General features: G+C 67.4%; 22 protein-coding genes and 2 tRNA genes. 17 read left to right on the top strand and 7 right to left on the bottom strand.

The window, feature by feature from the left end; translation table 11 throughout:
* From A8G18_RS13335 to A8G18_RS13380, 10 genes are all read left to right on the top strand, one after another.
* Complete coding sequence (locus A8G18_RS13335; RefSeq protein WP_016931519.1) at nucleotides 1-375, top strand: DUF742 domain-containing protein; 375 nt, start codon at nucleotides 1-3, stop codon at nucleotides 373-375.
* Between the two features lie 13 nt (nucleotides 376-388).
* Nucleotides 389-943 (top strand): GTP-binding protein, encoded by a 555-nt coding sequence (locus A8G18_RS13340; protein WP_016691076.1) that lies wholly within the window; start codon nucleotides 389-391, stop codon nucleotides 941-943.
* Complete coding sequence (locus tag A8G18_RS13345) at nucleotides 943-1,755, top strand: MHYT domain-containing protein (protein WP_064064251.1); 813 nt, start codon at nucleotides 943-945, stop codon at nucleotides 1,753-1,755. Before A8G18_RS13340 ends, A8G18_RS13345 begins: the two co-directional genes overlap by 1 nt.
* A 146-nt stretch (nucleotides 1,756-1,901) precedes the next feature.
* Nucleotides 1,902-2,741: an MHYT domain-containing protein gene (locus tag A8G18_RS13350; RefSeq protein WP_084421785.1), complete on the top strand. Its 840-nt coding sequence runs from the start codon at nucleotides 1,902-1,904 to the stop codon at nucleotides 2,739-2,741.
* 165 nt (nucleotides 2,742-2,906) lie between these two features.
* Complete coding sequence (locus A8G18_RS13355) at nucleotides 2,907-3,707, top strand: MHYT domain-containing protein (RefSeq protein WP_064064253.1); 801 nt, start codon at nucleotides 2,907-2,909, stop codon at nucleotides 3,705-3,707.
* Between the two features lie 149 nt (nucleotides 3,708-3,856).
* On the top strand, nucleotides 3,857-6,361 hold the full coding sequence (gyrA, locus tag A8G18_RS13360) for a DNA gyrase subunit A (RefSeq protein ID WP_016931515.1): 2,505 nt from the start codon (nucleotides 3,857-3,859) through the stop codon (nucleotides 6,359-6,361).
* Nucleotides 6,362-7,588, top strand: a complete 1,227-nt coding sequence (locus A8G18_RS13365; RefSeq protein WP_064064254.1) for a DUF3566 domain-containing protein — start codon at nucleotides 6,362-6,364, stop codon at nucleotides 7,586-7,588.
* 75 nt (nucleotides 7,589-7,663) lie between these two features.
* A tRNA-Ile gene (locus A8G18_RS13370) sits at nucleotides 7,664-7,737 on the top strand.
* Nucleotides 7,738-7,874: 137 nt separating this feature from the next.
* Nucleotides 7,875-7,947: transfer RNA gene (locus A8G18_RS13375), tRNA-Ala, on the top strand.
* Nucleotides 7,948-8,044: 97 nt separating this feature from the next.
* A complete protein-coding gene (locus A8G18_RS13380; protein ID WP_064064255.1) occupies nucleotides 8,045-8,482 on the top strand; it encodes a class I SAM-dependent methyltransferase in 438 nt (145 codons plus the stop codon).
* Between the two features lie 36 nt (nucleotides 8,483-8,518).
* On the opposite strand, the gene A8G18_RS13385 is transcribed toward A8G18_RS13380, so the two are convergent.
* The 3 genes from A8G18_RS13385 to A8G18_RS13395 are packed head-to-tail and all read right to left on the bottom strand — an operon-like array spanning nucleotide 8,519 to nucleotide 10,930.
* Nucleotides 8,519-9,091: a TetR/AcrR family transcriptional regulator gene (locus A8G18_RS13385; protein ID WP_064064256.1), complete on the bottom strand. Its 573-nt coding sequence runs from the start codon at nucleotides 9,089-9,091 to the stop codon at nucleotides 8,519-8,521.
* A gap of 31 nt (nucleotides 9,092-9,122) precedes the next feature.
* Nucleotides 9,123-9,803, bottom strand: a complete 681-nt coding sequence (locus tag A8G18_RS13390) for an ABC transporter ATP-binding protein (protein WP_006550926.1) — start codon at nucleotides 9,801-9,803, stop codon at nucleotides 9,123-9,125.
* Entirely contained in the window at nucleotides 9,800-10,930 is a 1,131-nt protein-coding gene (locus A8G18_RS13395; protein ID WP_064064257.1) for an FtsX-like permease family protein, read from the bottom strand. Before A8G18_RS13395 ends, A8G18_RS13390 begins: the two co-directional genes overlap by 4 nt.
* A 142-nt stretch (nucleotides 10,931-11,072) precedes the next feature.
* On the opposite strand from A8G18_RS13395, the gene A8G18_RS13400 reads away from it, so the two are divergent.
* The 4 genes from A8G18_RS13400 to A8G18_RS13415 all read left to right on the top strand — a co-directional run bounded on the left by A8G18_RS13400 (nucleotide 11,073) and on the right by A8G18_RS13415 (nucleotide 14,348).
* Entirely contained in the window at nucleotides 11,073-11,573 is a 501-nt protein-coding gene (locus tag A8G18_RS13400) for a hypothetical protein (protein WP_064064258.1), read from the top strand.
* 77 nt (nucleotides 11,574-11,650) lie between these two features.
* Nucleotides 11,651-12,157, top strand: a complete 507-nt coding sequence (locus tag A8G18_RS13405) for a copper chaperone PCu(A)C (RefSeq protein ID WP_064064259.1) — start codon at nucleotides 11,651-11,653, stop codon at nucleotides 12,155-12,157.
* Nucleotides 12,150-13,325, top strand: coding sequence for a Dyp-type peroxidase (locus A8G18_RS13410; protein WP_064064260.1), 1,176 nt, complete (start codon nucleotides 12,150-12,152; stop codon nucleotides 13,323-13,325). Before A8G18_RS13405 ends, A8G18_RS13410 begins: the two co-directional genes overlap by 8 nt.
* 45 nt (nucleotides 13,326-13,370) lie before the next feature.
* A complete protein-coding gene (locus A8G18_RS13415; RefSeq protein ID WP_064064261.1) occupies nucleotides 13,371-14,348 on the top strand; it encodes a R2-like ligand-binding oxidase in 978 nt (325 codons plus the stop codon).
* A gap of 28 nt (nucleotides 14,349-14,376) precedes the next feature.
* On the opposite strand, the gene A8G18_RS13420 is transcribed toward A8G18_RS13415, so the two are convergent.
* On the bottom strand, nucleotides 14,377-15,483 hold the full coding sequence (locus tag A8G18_RS13420; RefSeq protein ID WP_064064262.1) for a DUF7159 family protein: 1,107 nt from the start codon (nucleotides 15,481-15,483) through the stop codon (nucleotides 14,377-14,379).
* A gap of 215 nt (nucleotides 15,484-15,698) precedes the next feature.
* Here A8G18_RS13420 and A8G18_RS13425 point away from each other — a divergent pair, with 215 nt between their 5' ends.
* Entirely contained in the window at nucleotides 15,699-16,991 is a 1,293-nt protein-coding gene (locus A8G18_RS13425) for a lipase family protein (RefSeq protein ID WP_084421788.1), read from the top strand.
* A gap of 72 nt (nucleotides 16,992-17,063) precedes the next feature.
* On the opposite strand, the gene A8G18_RS13430 is transcribed toward A8G18_RS13425, so the two are convergent.
* Nucleotides 17,064-19,019, bottom strand: coding sequence for an acyl-CoA dehydrogenase family protein (locus tag A8G18_RS13430; protein WP_064064263.1), 1,956 nt, complete (start codon nucleotides 19,017-19,019; stop codon nucleotides 17,064-17,066).
* Between the two features lie 371 nt (nucleotides 19,020-19,390).
* Nucleotides 19,391-19,843, bottom strand: coding sequence for a hypothetical protein (locus A8G18_RS22495; RefSeq protein ID WP_084421790.1), 453 nt, complete (start codon nucleotides 19,841-19,843; stop codon nucleotides 19,391-19,393).
* A 102-nt stretch (nucleotides 19,844-19,945) separates the two neighbouring features.
* Between A8G18_RS22495 and A8G18_RS13440 the strand changes: the two genes are divergently transcribed.
* Nucleotides 19,946-20,473, top strand: a complete 528-nt coding sequence (locus A8G18_RS13440) for a peptidylprolyl isomerase (protein WP_016931501.1) — start codon at nucleotides 19,946-19,948, stop codon at nucleotides 20,471-20,473.
* A gap of 10 nt (nucleotides 20,474-20,483) precedes the next feature.
* Complete coding sequence (locus A8G18_RS13445; RefSeq protein ID WP_064064265.1) at nucleotides 20,484-21,410, top strand: rhomboid family intramembrane serine protease; 927 nt, start codon at nucleotides 20,484-20,486, stop codon at nucleotides 21,408-21,410.
* On the opposite strand, the gene A8G18_RS13450 is transcribed toward A8G18_RS13445, so the two are convergent.
* Nucleotides 21,395-21,853 (bottom strand): PH domain-containing protein, encoded by a 459-nt coding sequence (locus A8G18_RS13450; protein ID WP_064064266.1) that lies wholly within the window; start codon nucleotides 21,851-21,853, stop codon nucleotides 21,395-21,397. The genes A8G18_RS13445 and A8G18_RS13450 overlap by 16 nt on opposite strands.
* Between the last annotated feature and the right edge of the window lie 23 nt (nucleotides 21,854-21,876).

Genomic DNA, 21,876 nt, shown 5'->3' on the forward strand with positions numbered 1-21,876 from the left:
ATGGAATCGCGGAAGCCGGAGTCGGTGCCGGATCAGCCCAGTCTGGTCCGGCCCTACTCCCTGACTTCGGGACGTACGAGTCCTGCGGTCGAATTGGCGTTGGAGGCGCTCATCCAGGCCATTCCGGGTACCGACGATCGGTCTCGGGATCTGGACAACATCAACGCCACGATCCTGGAGCTGTGCAAGGAATCACCCTCCGTCGCGGAGATCGCCGCGCGCGTGGGGTTGCCGATCGGCGTGGCACGCGTGCTCGTCGCCGATCTCGTCGAAGCCGGACACGTACAGATCCTGGCCACGCTGAAAGACGATTCGAGCGACGCGGAGCGTCGTGAGCTGATTGAAAGGGTCCTCAGTGGACTTCGCGAACTCTAACGCCACGAAGCGCGTGACCTCGACCAAGATCGTCATTGCCGGAGGCTTCGGCGTCGGTAAGACGACTCTGGTCGGGGCGGTGTCGGAAATCGTGCCGCTTCGCACCGAGGCGCTCGTGACGAACGCCAGCGACGGCGTCGACAACCTCTCTGCGACACCGCAGAAGGCCACTACTACGGTCGCCATGGACTTCGGTCGTATCAGTCTGGCCGACGACCTCGTCCTCTACCTGTTCGGCACCCCCGGACAGCATCGCTTCTGGTTCATGTGGGACGACCTCATCCGCGGCGCCATCGGTGCCATCGTGCTGATCGATACGCGTCGCCTGGACGAGAGCTTCGCCGCCGTCGACTTCTTCGAGGCGCGCAATCTCCCGTTCATCGTCGCCATCAACGAATTCGACGATGCTCCCCGGTACCCGCTCGAGGACATCCGGCAGGCGATGGCGATCTCGGCTGATGTGCCGATCGTCTCCATCGACGCCCGAGCACGGGAATCGGCGAAGCAGGCGCTGGTCACCGTCACCGAATATGCCCTGCGCAAGTTGCACCAGCCGGTGACCCAGTAATGGGGGAGGGCCTCGAACTCTTCACGATGGGGTCGTGGGTTACGGTCCTCGCTTATCTGACCTCGGCGATCGGGGTGTTCGTCGGGGGCACCGGTGCTCGGCGCGTACGAACCACCTCCAGTGATCGATTGCGTTCGTACTGGATGATTCTCGCGGCGCTGGTGAGCGGCGGTGTGGGTGTCTGGCTCGCCGTCTTCCTGCCCATGGCGGGCTTCAACGTCGACGACAGCGTGGTGCGGTACGACACCGTCACCATCGTGTTCTCGATACTCGTCGCGATGGTGTCGGTGTACGTGGCTCTGCTCGTCGCGATTTCCGGCGACAGCCCTGCCACCCTCGGCCGCACGGTCATGGGGGCTCTGGTGCTGGGCGCCGGCCTGGCAGCCGTGCCGTTCACAGTCCTCGCCGCGGTGCGGATCCGGGGTTCACTGACGTTCGATCCCGTCTGGGTCGTCGCGGCGGTGGTGCTGGCGGTCGTGACCGCCGTGGGTTTCCTGGCGCAGGTGAAGACCGCGGACACGTGGCCCAAACGTCTGCTCAGTAGCGCGCTGGCCGGTGCTGCCGTGATCGCCGTGCACTTTCTCGCCGCCGCGTCGGTGCGTGTGAAGATCGATCCCGCGGTGGTGGTCTCGGGTGGGATCGAGGTCTTCTCGATTCTCTTCCCGCTCTTCGTCGGTGGTCTGTTGTTGCTGGCCGTACCCATCGTGCTGGTGCTTCAGGCGCCGGATCGGGTTGCGGCGGAACTGGAAGCGGAGTCCGAGCGGTGGGCTGCGGAAGGACCGGTGGAGTCGGTCGACGGACGGACCTTCTGAAGATTTTCCGAATATATTGTCACCCAGCACATCTGGTTGAAACCGGAAAAGGGGAGTACGCTGCTGGATAGCGTCGGGGGGCGCTGTCGGTCTACTCGGCACGACACGAACCGATGCGTCGTGCGTGCCGCTCTCCTGGGGGCAACATGTCGCACGAGGTTCACCATTTTTCCATGGGTGTATGGGTTTTCGCCCTCGCCTACATCACTTCCGCGGTCGGATGTTATGCCGGTCTGTCCTGCGCGCGCAAAGCCGCGAATGCGTGGACATCGGTCGCCCGAACCCGATGGACGCTCATGGCAGCCCTGTCCATCGGGGGTGTCGGGATCTGGTTGATGCACTTCATCGGGATGATGGGATTCGACGTACCCGGTTCCACCATCCGTTACGACCTCGGACTGACGCTGCTGTCGGTCGCGCTCGCCGTCGCAGCCACCCTGTTCGGCTTACGGATCGTCGACACCGACGTGCAGTGGCTCCGCGCGATGCCGTCCGACGTGCGGATTCTCATCGGCGGAGTGATCATGGGGTTCGCCGTCGCCGGCATGCACTACAGCGGCATGGCCGCGGTGCGGGTCCAGGGCGAACTCGAGCAGGGACGGTTGTACGTCGCAGCGTCCGTGGCCATCGGTGTCGTCGCGTCGGTCGTGGCGCTGTGGTTGTCGCGGGTCGCGGAACGGCCCGCCGTACGGATCCCGGCCGCTGCGGTCATGGGATGCGCTGTCGTGGCGTTGCACTACACGGGAATGGCCGGGATCGCGGTGACCGTCGATCCGTCCGCTCCGAACCCGGAGGGGATGACCATCATGACTCTGCTGTTCCCCGGATTCATCATCGGCGTCGCGCTGCTCGCTGTCCCGGTCGTCGCTCTGATGGCGTCGGCGAGCACCCAGGACCTCGAGCAGGAACGAGAAATGGCGAGCTGGCTGGGCGAGGACCGCTCCGATGTTATGTCCGGTCCCGACGAACGACGTGTGGAACGGTGATGTGATGTGAACGCCCACAGTGCGATAAGGTCTCTTACGCTGCTGGACAGTCGGGGTGCAGCTCGCATCGGGTAGGTCGTGGCGCGCGCCCTCCGAGCGCGGTGGTGACAGCGTGCCACTGTGAGGGCCCACGTGTCACACGACGTACACCACTTCTCCATGGGGATGTGGGTATTCTTCCTGTCCTATGCCACTGCGGTAATAGGGTCGTTCGTCGGGTTGTCCTGCGTTCGACGGTCGCTCGACGAGCCCCGGCGCAGCGGCAACTGGTGGCTCCTCATGGCGTCGCTGTCCATCGGTGGCGTGGGTATCTGGCTCATGCACTTCATCGGCATGATGGGTTTCTCCGTGCCGGGCACAGCCATCCGGTACGAGCTGGCACCGACCGTCTTCTCGGTCGTTCTCGCCGTCGTCGCGACTCTCGTGGGGTTGAGGATCGCCGACGTGCACGCCGTCAGCAAGCGCCAGGTGGCGGAATCGGTGCGTCTGCTCGTCGGCGGTCTGCTGATGGGCGCCGCGGTGAGCATGATGCACTACAGCGGCATGTTCGCCATCCGCATCCGGGGCACGATCGAACACGAGACGGGCTACGTGATCGCGTCGGTGATCATCGGTGTCGTCGCCTCCACGGTTGCCCTCGCACTCGCGCGCCGGGCGCGGCGGCTCGAGATCCGCATCGTCGCCGCGGTCGTCATGGGATGCGCGGTCGTGGCGTTGCACTACACCGGTATGGCGGGGGTGCGGGTCACCCTCGACCCGAGCCTGCCCGCGCCGGAAGGCATGACCGTGTTGTCGCTGCTCTTCCCCGCGTTCGTTCTCGGCATCATCGTCCTGGCCGTGCCGATCACCGCGCTGCTGCTCGCCTCCGACCCGGAGGACGCCGTGCGCGACGCCCGGCTCGAGCAGTGGGCGGCAGAGGTGGAACGGCAGGTCGACCGCGACCCCGTGACCGGATCCCACATGTGAGAGCCCCGTTCCGGACAGATCTCGGCATGTGAAGTGCCTGTCCTTCGCGGCACCAGCTGACCTGCACCTATAGACTCGTGTGGTTGCGAGACGTCCGTCCGGCCGAAGGCCGGAGCCGGGGCGTGCGAGCCGAGTAGAAGAAGGAGCTCATGACCGACACCACGTTGCCTCCCGAGGGGCCGGGGCACGACCGCATCGAGCCCGTCGACATCCAGCAGGAGATGCAGAGCAGCTACATCGATTACGCGATGAGCGTGATCGTCGGCCGTGCTCTGCCCGACGTGCGTGACGGCCTCAAACCGGTGCATCGTCGCGTGCTCTACGCGATGTTCGACAACGGCTTCCGCCCCGACCGTGGGTACGTGAAGTCGGCACGCGCGGTCGCCGAGACCATGGGCAACTATCACCCGCACGGCGACTCGTCGATCTACGACACGCTGGTGCGTCTGGCCCAGCCGTGGTCGATGCGCTATCCGCTCGTCGACGGCCAGGGCAACTTCGGTTCCCGCGGCAACGACGGCGCGGCCGCCATGCGGTACACCGAATGCCGGCTCACGCCGCTCGCGATGGAGATGCTGCGCGAGATCGACCACGAGACGGTCGATTTCCAGCCCAACTACGACGGCCGCACGCAGGAACCGACGGTTCTCCCCAGCCGTATCCCCAACCTGTTGATCAACGGTTCGGGTGGCATCGCGGTGGGTATGGCCACCAACATTCCTCCGCACAACCTTCGCGAAGTCGCCGAGGCCATCTACTGGGCGCTCGAGAACTTCGAGGCCGACGAGGAGACCACTCTCGCCGCTGTGATGGAGCGGATCAAGGGACCGGACTTCCCGACGGCCGGCCTCATCACCGGCACCCAGGGCATCCACGATGCGTACACGACCGGTCGCGGCTCGGTGAAGATGCGCGGCGTCGTCGAGATCGAAGAGGACGCCAAGGGTCGCAACACCATCGTGATCACCGAGCTGCCGTACATGGTCAACCCGGACAACCTGATCACCTCGATCGCCGAGCAGGTCAGGGACGGCAAGATCGCCGGCATCTCCGACATCCACGACGAGTCGTCGGACCGCGTGGGAATGCGCATCGTCGTCACGGTGCGCCGCGACGCCGTCGCAAAGGTCGTCCTCAACAACCTGTACAAGCACACGCAGCTGCAGACCAGCTTCGGCTGCAACATGCTGTCGATCGTCGACGGGGTGCCCCGCACGCTGCGCCTCGACCAGATGATCCGGTTGTACGTCAACCACCAGGTCGAAGTCATCGTCCGGCGCACGCGCTACCTGCTGCGCAAGGCCGAGGAACGCGCCCACATCCTGCGCGGCCTGGTCAAGGCGCTCGACGCGCTCGACCAGGTCATCGCGCTCATCCGTGCGTCGCAGACCGTCGACATCGCGCGTGCCGGCCTGATCGACCTGCTCACGGTCGACGAGATCCAGGCCGACGCGATCCTTGCGATGCAGCTCCGTCGCCTCGCCGCTCTCGAACGGCAGAAGATCATCGACGACCTCGCCGAGATCGAGCGCGAGATCGAGGACTACAAGGACATTCTCGACAAGCCCGAGCGGCAGCGCGCGATCGTCCGCGACGAGCTGAAGGAGATCGTCGACAAGTACGGCGACGATCGTCGCACTCGGCTGGTCGCGGCCGACGGCGACGTCAACGACGAGGACCTCATCGCACGCGAGGACGTCGTCGTCACCATCACCGAGACCGGCTACGCCAAGCGCACGCGCACCGACCTGTACCGCTCGCAGAAGCGTGGCGGTAAGGGCGTCAAGGGAGCCGAGCTCAAGCAGGACGACATCGTCAAGCACTTCTTCGTGACGTCCACGCACGACTGGCTGCTGTTCTTCACGACGAAGGGCCGCGTCTACCGGGCGAAGGCGTACGAGCTGCCCGAGGCGAACCGCACTGCGCGTGGTCAGCACGTCGCGAACCTGCTGGCCTTCCAGCCCGACGAGCGCATCCAGGGCGTCATCCGTCTCAAGACCTATGAGGACGCCCCCTACCTGGTGCTCGCGACCCGCAACGGTCTGGTGAAGAAGTCGCGCCTGTCGGACTTCGACTCCAACCGCTCGGGCGGCATCGTCGCGATCAATCTGCGCGGCGACGACGAAATGGTGGGCGCCGTACTGTGCTCCGCCGACGACGACCTGCTGCTCGTGTCGGAGCAGGGCCAGTCCATCCGCTTCTCGGCCACCGACGAGGCACTGCGTCCGATGGGCCGCGCGACCTCCGGTGTGCAGGGCATGCGTTTCAACGGCGACGACAGGCTGCTCTCGCTCAATGTCGTCAAGGAAGGCACCTATCTGCTGGTCGCAACGTCCGGTGGTTACGCGAAGCGCACCGCCATGGAGGACTACCCGGTGCAGGGTCGCGGTGGTAAGGGCGTCCTGACGATCCAGTACGACCGGAAACGTGGCACCCTTGTCGGCGCACGCATCGTCGAGGACGACGACGAGTTGTACGCCATCACCTCGAGCGGCGGTGTCATCCGCACTGCGGCGAAGCAGGTGCGCAAGGCAGGCCGTCAGACCAAGGGCGTGCGGCTCATGAATCTGGCCGAGGGCGATACATTGCTCGCGATCGCACGCAACGCCGACGAGCCGGACGAAGCCGACGCAGCCGGAGCTAAGGAGTCGTAAGTGAGCACTCCCCAGGGACCGAACGGGGCCGATCGCGGGCAACCCGGTCGGAAGCCGGAGGACCGTACACAGAATGAGGTGACACCCGAGAAATCGGGTCAGCAGCAGGGCACGGCACCGGAGCAGAAACCGGCGCCGGAGAACCGGCCGTCCCAGGCGGCCGGGGCACCGGCGCAGGACTCGTCCGGTCCGACAGCGGGGGCGCCGGAGCAGCCGCGTCGCGACGATTCCCCGGCAGATACGGCACCCGCGCAGAAGGCCGCCGAGGCACCGGCGAAGGCGACCCCGGAGAAACCGGTCCAGGGGGACGCGCCGAAGTCCGGTGGTGCATCCGTGGCCGACGGTCAGGGGCGCACAGGTCAGTCGCCTCGCTCCGGCGGCCCGACCCCTCCCTGGCAGCGGGGAACGGCCTCGGCGCAGTCGGGTGCCCAGCAGAACGCTCCGCAGACGAACGTTCCCGGTGTCGGCCCCGGTCTCTCCAAACAGGGCGGATCGCCTCAGCGTCCCGCTGCGTCCGCGGGTAAGGGTGCTGCGCCCGGAGGTGCGAATCCGTCGACGCGTCCCGTCGTGACGGGTACGGCCGCTCCCAAGGCCGCCGGAGGGGCTCGCCCCGCCGGTTCCGGAGATGCCGCTCGGGCGGCGGCCGACCGGGTCGCTGCGGCGAAAGCGGACCGTGCCGCTGCGGCGAAGGCGAAGTCCGCGGTCATCGACGGTCCGACCCGGCACATCGAGCGCAAGGATCTCGCCAAGGATCTGCCCGATCTGTCCGCCGTGAAGCATCCGTCGTCCGGTTCGCCGAGCACGGGGGAGACCCCTCAGGTGAGCGCGGCTGCAGCCACGACTGCGGTTCCCACGGCGATCCCTGCCACGGGACCGCTGCGAGCCACCGTCCAGATCCGCCGTATCGACCCGTGGTCGATGCTGAAGATCTCGTCGGTGATCTCGGTGTCGCTGTTCTTCGTGTGGATGATCGCGGTGGGCCTGCTCTACGGCGTGCTGGCCGGTATGGGGGTGTGGGAACGCCTCAACAGTGCGTTCACCGACATCGTCTCCGACTCCGGTAGTGGTGCGCTCGTTTCGGCCGGCCAGGTGTTCGGCTACGCGACGATCATCGGCATCGCCAACACGGTGTTGCTGACGGCTCTCGCGACTCTCGGTGCGTTCATCTACAACCTCTGCACCGATCTCGTCGGGGGTGTTCAGGCGACCCTCGCCGACCCGGATTGACCTGCGGGAACGCTGCCCCGCCGAGGCGATTTGTTTCTGGCGGCTTCGGTGGGGTAGTGTTCCATCTCGGTTCGAGGGCCTATAGCTCAGGCGGTTAGAGCGCTTCGCTGATAACGAAGAGGTCGGAGGTTCAAGTCCTCCTAGGCCCACTCCCGTGCCGGAAGGGTGATCGGAATGAAGGTTCTCGCACTCGTGGGAACCGGGTTCCTGATCGTTCTCGGAATTGCTCGCATGCTTCGGAGCGAAGACGAATGGCACGCGGTTCCCAGTCGCTGAAGCGGCGGACGGGGCCTTAGCTCAGTTGGTAGAGCGCTGCCTTTGCAAGGCAGATGTCAGGAGTTCGAATCTCCTAGGCTCCACAAGAAAATATTCAGGTAGAGGGCGTTTCCGGGATTCCGGAAGCGCCCTTTCTCTGTTGCTGCCCCGGCTGGTGTGCCTACATCCCACACTCGAAGGGTGACGCCTCGCCTCTCTCCGCGACTCGCCGAGATCGTCGCGGCCCTGCCTCTGGAGCCGCACCTGAGGGTGCTGGAGATCGGCTGTGGGCCCGGGGCCGCAGCGCGTGCGGTCGCCGAACGGTTGACCACCGGACACATTCTCGCTCTCGACCGGTCCCCGGTGGCGATCGACCGGCTGACCTCGTCGTCCGGAGATCTGATCGCTGCGGGCCGGTTGAGGGCGCGCTGTGTCGCCGTCGAGGACTTCGTCCCGGGCGTGGACGAGGAGCCGTTCGACCTCGTCTTCGCAATCAGGGTCGGCGCCCTCGACGGACGGCACCCCGAAGCCGGTAGGGCAGCTCTGGCACGCATCGCGGCGGCGACGCGCCCGGATGCGCGACTGTTCATCGACGGCGGTGATCCGTTGAGGGAACTTCCGATCCCGAGAGGATCGTGAAGAGTCCCTAATCGGTGCGTCGTTTCACGTGAAACATCAGGACAGGGCGGTGGTGAGGATTCTTCGGATCGAGGCACGTACGTCGTCGAGCCCGCGACCGGCCTCGATCAATTCCGTTCCCTTGTGCACGAGCGCGGTGACGAGCTCGGCATCGAGTTCGGGATCCGCGACTCCGAGGGCCCGCAGCGACTCGACGAGGGGGAGGACGAGGTCCTGATGCATGGCGTGCATGCTCTCGTCACTGAACGCCTGAGGGGTGAAAGCGGCGAGAGCACCGACGATCGCGTGCTCTCCTTCGGCGACCAGCTGCAGATTGACGTCGATGTACGTCAGCACCCGCTCCGTCGGATCGGACACCTTCTCCATCGCCTCGACCACGCGTGTGTTCCAGCGCGGGAACATGTCGACGACGACCGCGTGCAGCAGGTCGTCGCGCGAATCGAAGTAGTTGTAGACGCTCGACCGGGCCAGACCCGCACGACGCGCCACATCGCCGAGCGAGGGTGCCTGTTCCGGTTTCTCGGCGAGGAGTTCGAGCGCCGCGTCGAGGAGGGCACGGCGCTGCGCTGCGCGGTGCTCCGCGACCGTCGCTGCGGAAATCTTCGGCACCGCCGGCCCTCCTCGTTCGGCTGTCGACCGTTCAGTCGTGTGGTCGAAGTCTTCCGTCGACCATTTCGAGCACGCGGTCGCAGTGCCGCAGGATTTCGTGGTCGTGGGTGACCATGATCGTAGCCACTCCACTGGTGTGGGTTTCCCGTGCCAGCAGTTCGACGACCTCGTGGCTGCGTTTCCGATCGAGGGCGGCGGTGGGTTCGTCGACGAGCAACAACGACGGTTCGGCCATCAGGGCCCGCGCGATGCCGACACGTTGACGCTCACCGCCCGAGAGCTGCCCGGGTCGCCGCTGGGCGCGGTGCTCCATACCCACCGAGGCGAGCAGCTCGTCAGGGTTCCGTCCGGGGCGTCCGGCGATCTTCTCGACGAGGAGCAGTTGATCGCGTGCGGTCAGGGCGGGGAGGAGATTGCCGGACTGGAATACGAACCCGACCCGCTCTCGGCGCAGCTTCGCGGTCGCCCGCGGGTCGAGTGCGGTCACCTCGATACCGTCGACACTCACGGTGCCGGAAGTGGGTCGGCCGAGGCCACCGGCGACCGCCAGCAGACTCGATTTGCCGGCACCGGACGGCCCGACGACGGCGACCAGTTCACCCGGCTCGACGCCCAGGTCGACGTGATCGAGGGCGTGGACCGTGCTGTCGCCGTCGCCGAAGGACAGGCAGACGTCGGACAGTGCGAGGCCGGTGGAGGTGGTGACGGTCATCTGTTCTCTCCCAGGGCAGCGAGCGGATCGACACGGACGATGCGGACCACGGCGAGGGCGGCGCCGAGCAGACCGAGGACGACGAGCAGAACGGCACCTCGAGCGACGGGGCCGGATTCGAGGACGAACGGCATGCCGCTGCCCTCGAGGCCCGACCCGAGTCCGAGACCGACGAGCACACCGAAGGCGACCGAGCCGACGAGCACGATCACGGCCTGCAGGAGGGCGTCGCGCAGGAGGAATCCGGTGGAGGCGCCCATGGCGCGGAGGACGGCGATCTCACGGCTGCGCTGCACGGTCCAGATCGTGAAGAACGCTCCTACGACGAGGGCTGAGATCGCGTAGAGGAAGGCGGTGATCATCGACATCGTCATCATCTCGGCGCTGTAGCCGGGGGAGGAATCGAACGATTCCTCCAGGATCTTCGCTGTCGTACCGGCCGCTGCGTCACCCGCGGTGAGATCGGGCAGTGCTCCGTCCACACCCTCGATCGCGACCACACTGGCTTCGGTGTACGCGCTCGGAGGGACCTGTTCACCGAGCCGGACACCGGCGTGGATCTCCTGCCAGGTGCTCAGGGGAAGGTAGGCGACGTCGACGTGACCGAAGGTGCGCTTGTCGGAGGTGAACCCGACGACGTCCAACCGGGTACCGAGACGATCGACGACGATCGTGTCGCCGAGTTCGACGCCGGTGGCGCGGGCGCTGTCGCTGAGGACGACATCGGTGTCACCACCGAGCGGTGCCCCCTCGGCGACCGAGGGTTCGAGGAACGAGCCCGGCCGGATGCCGAAGAGTGTGAGGTCCACGGGGACCCCGCTCTCGGTCTTCGCGTTGACGATGGTGTTGCCGAACAGTTCGGCCCGAGCGACGTCCGGGCGGGCACGCCAGGCATCGGCCTGGTCCTCCGTGACCACGGATCGGGAGAATGCGGAGTCGGCCTTGGTTCCTTCGGCGAAGGCGAATGCCTGCACCGGTGTGCGCTGCAGTGCGGAGACGCCGTCGACGACGAGACCGGACGACAGACCGGACAGGATCACCATGAGGATCGAGATGAGCGCGACGACGGCGCCCATCAACAGGAAGCGGGTGCGCGCGAACCATAGTTCGCGCATGGCAAGAAACATGCGGAGTCCTTCGTGGGCTGGACCGGATATGTGCCCAATCTTCTCGACGGCACGTCGATATCTTACCGACGCGCTGTCGTTATATTTGGTGATGGTTACTACATGGGGTAGTAATCGCAGGTGAGGGAAGTATTCTGACTTCATGGCCGAGGTGAACACCGTGATGCGCATGCGCGCGGTCTTCGTGAGCGGAATCTCGGCCGCACTGAGCATCGCCGCGCACGCCTTCGCCGGCGGAGCGATTCCCCACCAGGACGCCCTGGTGTTCCTCCTCGGGCTTGCCTTCGCCATCGGAGTCCTCACCGGCGAAACCAGGCTTCCGGTGCCGCTCGTCCTCGTCCTCGGGCAGGTCGCCGGCCACCTCGTGCTGGGACTCCACGACGGTCACCTGCACACACCGGGATCCGGAATGATGTCCGCCCACGCGGTTGCCGTCCTCCTCGCCGCAGTACTGGTACGGGGCGCCGAGAAGGGCTGCGAAGCAGCACTCGCAGCGCTGCGCCGGATCGTTCCCGAGACGTACCGCACGCTGCCCGTGGCCGTCGCCGAACCTGTCCCGACGATCCACCGCCCCGATATCGGTCCCGGCGTACTACTCGTCGGCGGAACCGGCAGCCGCGCACCTCCCGTTGTTCTCCGCTAGGTCAACCTTCTCGGTCGCCGCCGCCGGCGACCGCTCGTTCCGTGTGCCCGCAGAGGCACCGACACTTACGGAGAATCATGAAGAAGACCATGTTCGGCACTGCGATCGCCGCAACGTCCCTGCTCGCCGCCGCCTGCGGTTCCGACACCGGCACCACCGACTCGGCCGAGGCCGTCGTCGTGTCCGAGGCCTGGGTCAAGGCATCCGACACCGGGATGACCGGCGCCTTCGCCGAGATCGAGAACACCGGCAGCAGTGACGTGCACATCGTCGGCGCGTCCAGTCCTGCATCCGCCACCACGGAACTGCACGAGATGGTGTCGTCCGGCGGCGCCTCGATGGTGATGCAGGAGATGGGGGACGGGCTCGTCATCCCCGCGGACACCGTGCACAGCCTCGCGCCCGGCGGCGACCACCTCATGCTCATGGACCTCGTGGAGCCTCTGCGACCCGGGAGCACGGTGACCTTCACACTCGAGTTCGCGGACGGATCGAGCGAGGAGTTCACGGCCCAGGTCCGCGACTTCGCCGGGGCGCAGGAGGAGTACGTGCCGTCCCACGACGGGGCAGCCCACGATGGCTAGGTTCACTCGACGCACCCTGCTCGGTGGTGGTGTCGCCGCGCTGGGTGCGGCCGGACTCGGTGCGGTCGGCGGTGGCACAGCGGTCGCGTCCCGTGCGCCCGAACCGAGGGGCTCGCAGACCGTCGAGATCCACGGCGCCCATCAGGCGGGTATCGACACCCCCGCGCAGTCGTTCGTGTCGTTCGTGGCACTGGACCTCGCCGACGGTGTCGATCGTGACGGGCTCGTCGGGATCATGCGGGTGTGGGCCGAGGATTCGCGGCGACTCACCACCGGGACGCCGGCGCTGGGCGACACCGAGCCCGAACTCGCCGTCGACCCGGCCCGTCTGACGGTCACGGTCGGCTACGGTCCCGCGGTCTTCGCCGCCGCGGGCCTGACCGACCGGCGACCGGCGTGGCTGAAGCCGCTGCCGGCCTTCCCGATCGACCGGCTCGAGGAGCGATGGTCCGGCGGTGACCTGCTGGTGCAGGTCTGCGCAGACGACCCGGTGACCGTCTCCCACGCGGTGCGCACACTCACCAGGAGCGTGCGATCGCTGGCGACGGTCCGGTGGATCCAGCGCGGATTCCGGCGTGCGGCCGGTACGCGGCCCGACGGGACGACGATGCGCAACCTCATGGGACAGGTCGACGGCACCGTCAATCCCGTCCCGCGCAGCCCGGACTTCGACCGGCAGGTGTGGAATCCCGGCGACCCGCCGTGGATGGCCGGTGGCACCTCGCTCGTGCTGCGCCGGATCCGCATGGAACTCGACACGTGGGACGAGCTGGACCGTCCGGCTCGCGAACTCGCGCTCGGCCGGCGACTGTCGAACGGCGCTCCGCTGACGGGTTCGGAGGAACACGACGACGCCGATTTCGAGGCCACCGACCGGTTCGGTATCCCGGTGATCCCACCGGAATCGCACGTCGCGCGGGCACGTCCCCGCACCGGCGACGAGCAGTTCCTGCGACGCGGCTACAACTACGACGATCAGGACGGCGCCGGTCTGTTGTTCGCCGCCTATCAGGTGGATGTGGACCGTCAGTTCGTCCCGGTGCAGCAGCGCCTCGCCGAGCACGACGCGCTGAATCCGTGGATCACGCCGATCGGGTCGGCGGTCTTTCTCGTCCCTCCGGGATTCGGTCCGGAGGGGTATCCCGGCGACACCTTGCTGGGTGTCTGAGACAAGACCGCGACGTATGTGGAATCGAGGTCTAGCCTCGAGGGTGTGACCGAGATTACACAGATACGTCAGGGTTTCGCGTCGCTGCGGGAAGGCGGCCTGAACTGGGACGCCTTCCCGCTCCGGCTCTTCGCGAAGGGCAACGCAGCGCACTGGGATCCGATGGACATCGACTTCTCCCACGACGCCGAGGACTGGGCGTCGCTCAACTCGGAACAACGCCGCAGTTCGACCTATCTGGTCGCGTTGTTCGTCGCCGGCGAGGAGGCCGTCACGCAGGACATCCTTCCGTTCCTCCGCGCCATGGAAGCGGAGGGCCGGTTGGGTGACGAGATGTACCTGACCCAGTTCTGCTACGAGGAGGCCAAGCACGTGCAGGTGTTCCGTCGCTGGATGGACACCGTGGGACTGACGTCCGACCTGCACCCGTTCGTTGCCGAGAATCCCTACTACCGGCGGCTGTTCTACGAGGAGCTGCCGCACAGCCTGCGCGTGCTCGATCGAGATCCGTCCCCGGCCAATCAGGTCCGCGCGAGTGTCACCTACAACCACGTCATCGAGGGCAGTCTCGCGCTGACGGGCTACTACGCGTGGCAGAAGGTGTGCACCAAGTACGGGATCCTGCCGGGCATGCAGGAGATCATCCGGCGGATCGGCTCCGACGAGCGCCGGCACATGGCGTGGGGGACCTTCACCTGCCGACGGCATGTGGCAGCGGACGACTCGAACTGGAACGTCGTGTTGCAGCGGATGGAGGAGTTGCTTCCCCTCGCGACCGGCATGATCCAGTGGCAGAACGAGCAGTTCGACGAACAGCCCTACGGTCTCGACAACGACGAGTTCATCTCCTATGCGGCCGACCGGGCACAGAGACGGCTCGGTGCAATAGAATCCGCGCGCGGACGCCCGCTGGAGGAGATCGATCTCGATTTCGCTCCCGCCGTGCTCGAGGATCGTTTCGGGGACGAGGACGCCGCCGCGCTCGCTGCGGTTCCGGCTCCCGACCGCACCCCGACGGACTGAGCAGGGTCGATCGGAGACAGGAGATCGATCAGAGCAGCATACCGGCGAGGATCGCGATCAGCACGAGAACGGCGACCACCCCGATGACGACCGTTCTCGTGTTGCCGGTGTTCTCGTCCGCGGTGCCCGTGGTGAGTACCGGAACGGGCGCGGCCTCCTTCCTCGCTGCTCCGCGGTTCTCGGCGGTGCTCTCGGCCCCGAGACGTCTCTCCTCGAGTTCGCGCAGCCGAGCGAAACCGCCGGTGAGCACGTCGGTTTCGTCGTAGGAGGGTGGAAGTCCGATCCGGGTCTTGGTGGTCTCGCGTGCCGGCGTGAATCCGGCCGCGAGGATCGCGGCGCCGAGCGCCGCCGTCTGTTCCGGGCCCGGCCCGACGAGGCTGCGCACCGTGAGCTTCGTGGCGAGGCTGTTCGCGATCTCCTGGATGTGGGTGCGATCGCGTGCGACGAGACCGTCGCCCATGACGACGACGGCCTCGAGATTGTCCGGTATCCAGCCGAACGATCCGAGGGCCGTGGCGAGTTGGGCCGCCGGGGACGGAGCGCCCTGAGCGGGAGTGCGGTAGGCCTTGCCGGCGGGCACGCCCGAGCGTACGAGGGTGACGGTCGAACCGCCGTCGTCGAGATGGAAGACCCCCACGAGTTGGCCTGGGGTCTCGGAGATCTCGGAGGCGTACCAGGCGGCGGCCGCCTGCGCGTCGGACACGAGATCCACGTGCCGCAGATCCGCGTAGTCCAGGGCGGCACGCAAGGTCGCGATGGTGTCCGGATCCCAGTGCGACGGGTAGGTGGCGGCGTAGCCGGGATCGCTGTCCCGGTCCATGCCGCCGAAGGTCGGCAACGGGTGGCACTCCCGCAACAGGCAGTGGATGGCGGTGGCCATCGCGTCCTCGGCGCGGTACATGCGACCGTCGCTCGCGGTGATGCCCGAGGCGTCGCCGACCCGGGTGAGGAACCCCGCGATCGTGCGTGCTTCGTCTCCGTGCGCCACGCTGCCGAGCGACGTGGTGCCGTCGTGGTCGACGTGCAGGACGGTGTCGCGGGCGAGGACGACAGGGTCGGGAGTGCCGGGTTCGTTGGATGCGATGACCGCCGTGGACACGACTCGCCCGATCCGGAGGCCGACACCGATCGCCATGTCTTCCCTTCCTCGAGAGGCTGTCCGCCCGTCGTGCTGCCGAGGACCCGACCCGTTGCGGGTAGGCCGGACAAATACACCGCTTCGGGCGCGAAGAACGATTGTGGCAGACCGGCCGGAAAGTGCCGACCCTACTGGCGGGTAGGTGCGTGTTACAGTCCGTACCACCGTGACGAGGGACACACGGTGCCGGTGTGTCCAGTGGGAGGAACAACATGGTGGGGCGTGCTCGGACATGGATGACCGCGGCGGTGACGACGATCGTCCTCGCGGGTGGGCTTCTCGGAACCGCGACGACCGCGGGAGCCGAGACGGATTTCTACCTTCCCCCCGACCTGTCGCCGGCGGGCGCTCCCGGCGACGTCCTGCGCGCAGCACCGTCCGATCTGGCGCTGCGCGTGCCGGTCGCCGACGGCGTCTTCCCCGGTCAGGGCACCACGCTCCTGTATCGCAGCAACGATGCGAAGGGCGCACCCAACGCGGTGAGCGGCACCTACATCGAGCCGTCGACCCCGTGGAACGGTCCCGGCGACCGTCCGCTCGTCGCGCTGGCCGTCGGCACCCACGGTCAGGGCGACCAGTGTGCGCCGTCGAGAAATCTCGGGGCGCTCGTCAACTACAACCCACCGCTCGACTTCTTCACCGAGTACGAGGTGCTGTCGATCAACGCGTTGCTGTTGCGGGGCATCGCCGTGGTCGTCACCGACTACGACGGTCTCGGTACGCCGGGGCACCACACCTACGTCAACCGGGCCGCAGAGGCGCACGCGGTCCTCGACTCGGTGCGTGCGGCGCTGAAACTCGAGAACGCCTCGGTGACCGAGAACAGCCCGGTCGGCCTGTTCGGCTACTCGCAGGGGGGCGGCGCATCGGGCGCGGCGGCCGAGCTCGCTCCCGAGTACGCCCCCGAACTGAACCTCGCCGGTGCCTACGTGGGTGCTCCGCCTGCCGATCTCGTGGCCACGCTGAAGCAGATCGACGGCACGCTGCTCACCGGTGCGATCGGTTACACGATCAACGGTCTGGGCGAGGCGTACCCGGAACTGCGCGACGAGATCGACGCCGAGATCGGGGATCGTGGCCGGCAGATGCTCGCGGCCGTGGCGAACCAGTGCGTCCCGGAGACGGTGGCGAACTTCGCGTTCCAGCGCACCGGCGACTACACGCGTACGGGCGAGCCCCTCGACATCGTGCTCGGCCGCCTCCCCGAGGTCCGGAAGATCCTCGAGGAACAGCGCATCGGCAAGCGCACCCCGGCCGTGCCCGTCCTGCTGCAGCACGGTACGCAGGACGACACCGTTCCCTACGGTCAAGGCCGGGAGCTGGCGCTGGACTGGTGCGGCAAGGGCGCGACGGTGCAGTTCCTGCCCAACACGACGCCGCCCGTCCTTCCCGGCTTCGTCATCAACCACGCGGTGCCGATGATCGCCGGGCTGCCCGAATCCGTCGCGTACATCGAGGCGCGACTGCGTGGTGAGCCCGCACCGTCCAACTGCGGAACCTTCTGACGCTCCGGCCGATTCACGACCTATCCGGCCCGTACTCCCTCCCGGGGTGCGGGCCGGATCCGTACGAGGGGTCTACACCGAGTGACGGGTGTCGATGATCCGGCGCGCGACGTTCGTCTCCGACGACGGACCCGGTTCCCAGCGGGCGATCCACGGGCCGGTGCCCTCGCTCGGATCGAGCACACCGCGCTCGAGCCACTCGTATCTGCCCTCGAGAACGCCCACCGCGGTGTGCCGGTCCTCGGAATCGGTGTTCGTCCACAGGGCGTCGAACAATCTGTCCACCCGCAGCCGCGACTGCCGGCAGAAGGTATCGGCCAGCTCGAAGGCCGCGTCGGCTCCGGGATGCCCGTCGACGCGTTGCCGTTCGGCGCGTACACACACGGCGGTCGCGGCGAACAACTCGGCTCCGATGTCGACGATCCGTCCGAGGAAGTTCTCCCGCTTCTCGAGTCCGGCCTGCCAGCGGGCCATCCCGTAGAAGGTCGAGCGGGCCAGCTTGCGCGAACTGCGTTCGATGTATCGAAGATGTGCTGCGAGGGAACCGAATTCGCTGTAGGTCCGCGGTAGCTGTCCCTTGCCGGCGACCAGCTTCGGCAGCCACCGGGCGTAGAACCCGCTCGCCCGTACCGCGGCCTGGGCCTTGGCCTTACCCGTCGAGTCGGGGTCGGCGAGTTCGCCGGCGGCGCGCAGATGAGCGTCGACCGCCTCGCGGGCGACGAGCAGACGCATGATCTCGCTCGACCCTTCGAAGATGCGGTTGATCCGCAGGTCGCGGACGAGTTGTTCTGCGGGAACGGCTCGTTCACCGCGCGCCGCGAGTGACGCGGCGGTCTCGTAACCGCGGCCCCCGCGGATCTGCACGAGTTCGTCGGCGATGACACAGCCCATCTCGCTCGCCCACAGTTTCGCCAGTGCGGCCTCGATGCGGATGTCGTTGCGCTGCTCGTCGTTCATCTGTCCCGACAGTTCCACGACGGACTCGAGCGCGTAGGTGGTCGCGGCGATGAACGAGATCTTCGCGGCGACGGCCTCGTGCTCACCGACGGGCCTACCCCACTGGACCCGCGCCGACGACCATTCACGAGCGATCTTCAGCGCCCACTTCCCGCCGCCCGCGCACATCGCGGGAATGGCGAGCCGGCCGGCGTTGAGCGTCGTCAGCGCGATCTTCAGACCGTCTCCTTCGCGCCCGATGAGGTTCTCCTTCGGGACCCGCACCGCGTGCAGCCGGGTCACGCCGTTCTCGATACCGCGCAACCCCATGAAGGCGTTGCGGCGTTCGACGGTGATGCCGGGGGAGTCCGCTTCGACGACGAATGCGGAAATCCCTCCGCGGTGCCCCTCGCTCTTCGGTACGCGTGCCATGACGACGAGCAGTTCCGCGACCACCCCGTTGGTGGTCCACAGCTTGACGCCCTCGAGTTCGTAGGCGTTCCCGTCCTCGATCGGGGTGGCGGTGGACGCGAGTCGGGCAGGGTCGGAACCGACGTCGGGTTCGGTGAGCAGAAAGGCCGAGATGGCGCCGCGCGCGCATCGCGGCAGGAAGCGTTGCTTCTGTTCGGGGGTGCCGGCGAGTTTCAGCGGTTCCGGCACCCCGATCGACTGATGCGCCGACAACAGTGCGCCGATGGTGGGATGTACCCCGGCGACCACGGTGAGCGCCCGGTTGTAGGCGACCTGCGACAGGCCGAGGCCGCCGTATTCCTCGGGGATCTTCATGCCGAAGCAGCCGAGTCCGGCCAGGTCGCGCACGTACTCGTCGGGTACCCGCGAGTCGCGCTCGATGCGGGCGCCGTCCATCGAGCGGCACACCGCGCGGAGCCGGGTGAGGAACTCCTCGGTGCGGGCGTCCTCGTCGGGCGTCGGACGTGGGAAGGGATGGACGAGGTCGAGGGTGAGACGTCCGAGGAACAGTTCCTTCGCGAAGGACGGCTTGTTCCATTCGGTTTCGCGGGCCTGCTCGGCCACTTCTCGGGCCTGCCGCTCGGTGACCTGTGGGGTTCGGACATCGGTGCTGTCTGCCATGACTGCCTCCGGGTCGCGTGCCTACTGGTGAGTATGCACCCGGATGTGTCGCTTATCACAGCTTCCGGAAAGTCGATCATGAAGCCACGGGAGTGTGAACGAGATCACCGCCCGGGACAGGGTCCGGGACGTGCCGGCTCTTCCGGACACGCCTACGCTCGAACCGTCATCGACGACGCGCCCGCCCGTTACTCGCCGGTCCCACCACGGATCGGAACGGAGGTGGCCATGGAATTCCTGGCCTTCGTCCCCGTCCTACTCGCTCTGCCGACGGTGTTCTACTTCGCGGCCCGTCTCATCGTCGACTACGAGATCCGTTCGGCGGAACGAGAATTCGGACAGGCGGACGAGGTCTCGGCGGGTCCCGGCGGTCAGTCGCCCGACGCGTCGGTGGTCCCCGGCGACTCCACCGTGCCGGTCGTCGCCTCCGGCGACTCCGCAGGCCGCACGCGCGGCGGTTCCGGAGCGATCGGAGGGTGGGCCGGCCTGCGTCGCCGGTAGAGCACGACCCCTCCGGCTGCAGCGACGGCCACCACGCCCGCGATGACGAGACCGGTCCGCCTACCCCTGCGCTCGCGTCTCGCGGCCGACTTCGTGGCGCACCGCGCGGCCGCGGCGTGTCGTGTTGCCGTGAGCAATCCGCCCGCGACGTCCAGACCCTTGCGGGCCGCGAACAGTCCGGCGGCACTCGAACCCTGCGCGAGCGCGACAGCACCCTCGCCGGCCACACGGAGAGCACCCGCAAGATCGCCGGATTCGTCGTGGCGCCGCACGAATGCCGGAAGCCACACGTTGTCGGTGTCGGCATGAATCAGCTTGCTCATGCGTCCACTCTTCCATACGGTCCCGGCCTTGTGGCCGTGACCGGAGACCGTGTCCTGCGCGGCCTGTCCTGCCCGGGAGGCGGGCAATGGCACCATGGGGGAGTGACTTCACCGCATCAGACAGCAACGGCCACGCTCCACACCAACCGCGGCGACATCGTGATTGCCCTCTTCGGCAACCACGCTCCCAAGACGGTCGAGAACTTCGTCGGCCTCGCCGAGGGCACCAAGGAGTACAAGACCCAGAACGCCAAGGGCGAGACCAGCGGCCCGTTCTACGACGGCGCGGTCTTCCACCGCGTCATCGACGGCTTCATGATCCAGGGCGGCGACCCCACCGGCACCGGCCGCGGCGGCCCGGGCTACCAGTTCGCCGACGAATTCCACCCCGAGCTGCAGTTCGACCGTGGCTACCTGCTCGCGATGGCGAACGCCGGCCCGGGCACCAACGGCTCGCAGTTCTTCATCACCGTCGGCCCGACCCCGCATCTCAACCGCCGCCACACCATCTTCGGTGAGGTCGTCGATGCCGACTCGAAGAAGGTCGTCGACGCGATCGCCACCACCGCCACCGACCGCGCGGACCGCCCGGTCGACGACGTCGTGATCAACAGCATCACCATCGCCTGAGAGAGTTCCCATGACGAACCCCGGCTGGGGCTCCGTGCCCGAGGGTGGTGGCCCGCAGCCCCAGCCGCGGTGCGTTCGCCACCCCGACCGTCCCACCCTTCTCGCCTGTTCCCGGTGCGGCCGGCCCTCGTGCCCCGAGTGCCTGCGCGACGCGTCTGTCGGACAGCACTGCGTGGACTGCGTCGCCGCAGCCGAACGGTCGGTGCCGCGGGCCCGCACGATCGCCGGCGCGCCCGTCCGTTCGGATCGGCCGTCGCCGATCGTGACGTACGTGCTCATCGCCCTGAACGTGCTCGTCTTCGGCATCACCGCCGCGCAGTCGGCGAGCGTGCTGAACAACGAGCAGGGTTCTGCGCTGTTCCTCGACTGGGCGCTGTGGCCGCCCCTCATCGCCGCGCAGGACGAGTACATCCGGATCCTCGGCAGCGGTTTCCTGCACTTCGGTCCGATGCATCTGGCCGTCAACATGTTCGCTCTGTGGGTGATCGGCCGCGACACCGAACTCGTGCTCGGACGCGTCCGCTACCTCTCGGTCTATCTCGTGTCGATCCTCGGCGGATCCGCCGCGGTGCTGTTCATGGAGACCGGTGCGGTCACGGCCGGTGCGTCGGGAGCGGTCTTCGGTCTGCTCGGGGCACAGGCCGTCATCCTGCTGCGTCTGCGCCGGAGCCCGGCACCCGTGCTCACCATCGTGGGCCTCAACGTGATCATCAGCATCACGATCCCGGGTATCTCGCTGTGGGGTCACCTGGGAGGTCTCGTGGCCGGTGCCGCCGCGACCGCGGCCCTGTTGTACGCCCCGCAGTATCTCGGCGCCGGCAACGACCGGGAACGCATCGTGCGCACCGGATGGATCGCGCTGGTCGCCGTCGTCGTGGTGACGCTGGTCGCGATCGTGCTCGCCGTGCTGCGGCTACGCGCTCAGTTGGGCGTCTGATCGGGCGCCAGATCGCGCACCGCGAGGGCCGCGTGCACGGTCCTCGGGTCGGTGCCCAGATCCCACCGGCCGAAGATCATCAGGCTCTCGGTGCCGGTCGCGGGGTCGACCGTGTCGATCTCGAGCATCGGCACGCGCCGCCCGAACCGCGGGTATTCGACGATCCGCACGCGGTGCAGGGCCGCGCGCGGGAACTCGCGACGACCCGTCAGCCGCATCGTCGCGATACCCGCCCCTCCCGGTAGCACCTCGAGACGCGGACGCTGTCGCAGTGCGAGCGCGACCGTCACGAGGACGAGCATCGCCGCGAAACCCACCAGCACGCGACCGGCCGCGTCGGGAACCGCGACTACCGCCGTGACGGCGAGGGCGATACCGGCGGCCGACAGGGCCGCGATCGCGGCGGGCGGGGTCGACCATCGCAACGGTGTGTCGTCGGGCATGCGCGTCCTCTTCAGCGTCCTCG

The sequence above is a fragment of the Rhodococcus gordoniae genome, assembly GCF_001646655.1.
Classification (GTDB): domain Bacteria; phylum Actinomycetota; class Actinomycetes; order Mycobacteriales; family Mycobacteriaceae; genus Rhodococcus; species Rhodococcus gordoniae.

Bases quoted from the DNA above. Each gene is read 5' to 3' on its own strand.
- gyrA (WP_016931515.1), top strand. From the start codon at position 3,857: ATGACCGACACCACGTTGCCTCCCGAGGGGCCGGGGCACGACCGCATC.
- A8G18_RS13420 (WP_064064262.1), bottom strand. From the start codon at position 15,483: ATGGCGATCGGTGTCGGCCTCCGGATCGGGCGAGTCGTGTCCACGGCG.
- A8G18_RS13390 (WP_006550926.1), bottom strand. From the start codon at position 9,803: ATGACCGTCACCACCTCCACCGGCCTCGCACTGTCCGACGTCTGCCTG.
- A8G18_RS13335 (WP_016931519.1), top strand. From the start codon at position 1: ATGGAATCGCGGAAGCCGGAGTCGGTGCCGGATCAGCCCAGTCTGGTC.
- A8G18_RS22495 (WP_084421790.1), bottom strand. From the start codon at position 19,843: ATGAGCAAGCTGATTCATGCCGACACCGACAACGTGTGGCTTCCGGCA.
- A8G18_RS13350 (WP_084421785.1), top strand. From the start codon at position 1,902: ATGTCGCACGAGGTTCACCATTTTTCCATGGGTGTATGGGTTTTCGCC.
- A8G18_RS13405 (WP_064064259.1), top strand. From the start codon at position 11,651: ATGAAGAAGACCATGTTCGGCACTGCGATCGCCGCAACGTCCCTGCTC.
- A8G18_RS13425 (WP_084421788.1), top strand. From the start codon at position 15,699: ATGGTGGGGCGTGCTCGGACATGGATGACCGCGGCGGTGACGACGATC.
- A8G18_RS13345 (WP_064064251.1), top strand. From the start codon at position 943: ATGGGGGAGGGCCTCGAACTCTTCACGATGGGGTCGTGGGTTACGGTC.
- A8G18_RS13445 (WP_064064265.1), top strand. From the start codon at position 20,484: ATGACGAACCCCGGCTGGGGCTCCGTGCCCGAGGGTGGTGGCCCGCAG.
- A8G18_RS13450 (WP_064064266.1), bottom strand. From the start codon at position 21,853: ATGCCCGACGACACACCGTTGCGATGGTCGACCCCGCCCGCCGCGATC.
- A8G18_RS13355 (WP_064064253.1), top strand. From the start codon at position 2,907: ATGTGGGTATTCTTCCTGTCCTATGCCACTGCGGTAATAGGGTCGTTC.
- A8G18_RS13395 (WP_064064257.1), bottom strand. From the start codon at position 10,930: ATGTTTCTTGCCATGCGCGAACTATGGTTCGCGCGCACCCGCTTCCTG.
- A8G18_RS13400 (WP_064064258.1), top strand. From the start codon at position 11,073: ATGGCCGAGGTGAACACCGTGATGCGCATGCGCGCGGTCTTCGTGAGC.
- A8G18_RS13430 (WP_064064263.1), bottom strand. From the start codon at position 19,019: ATGGCAGACAGCACCGATGTCCGAACCCCACAGGTCACCGAGCGGCAG.
- A8G18_RS13410 (WP_064064260.1), top strand. From the start codon at position 12,150: ATGGCTAGGTTCACTCGACGCACCCTGCTCGGTGGTGGTGTCGCCGCG.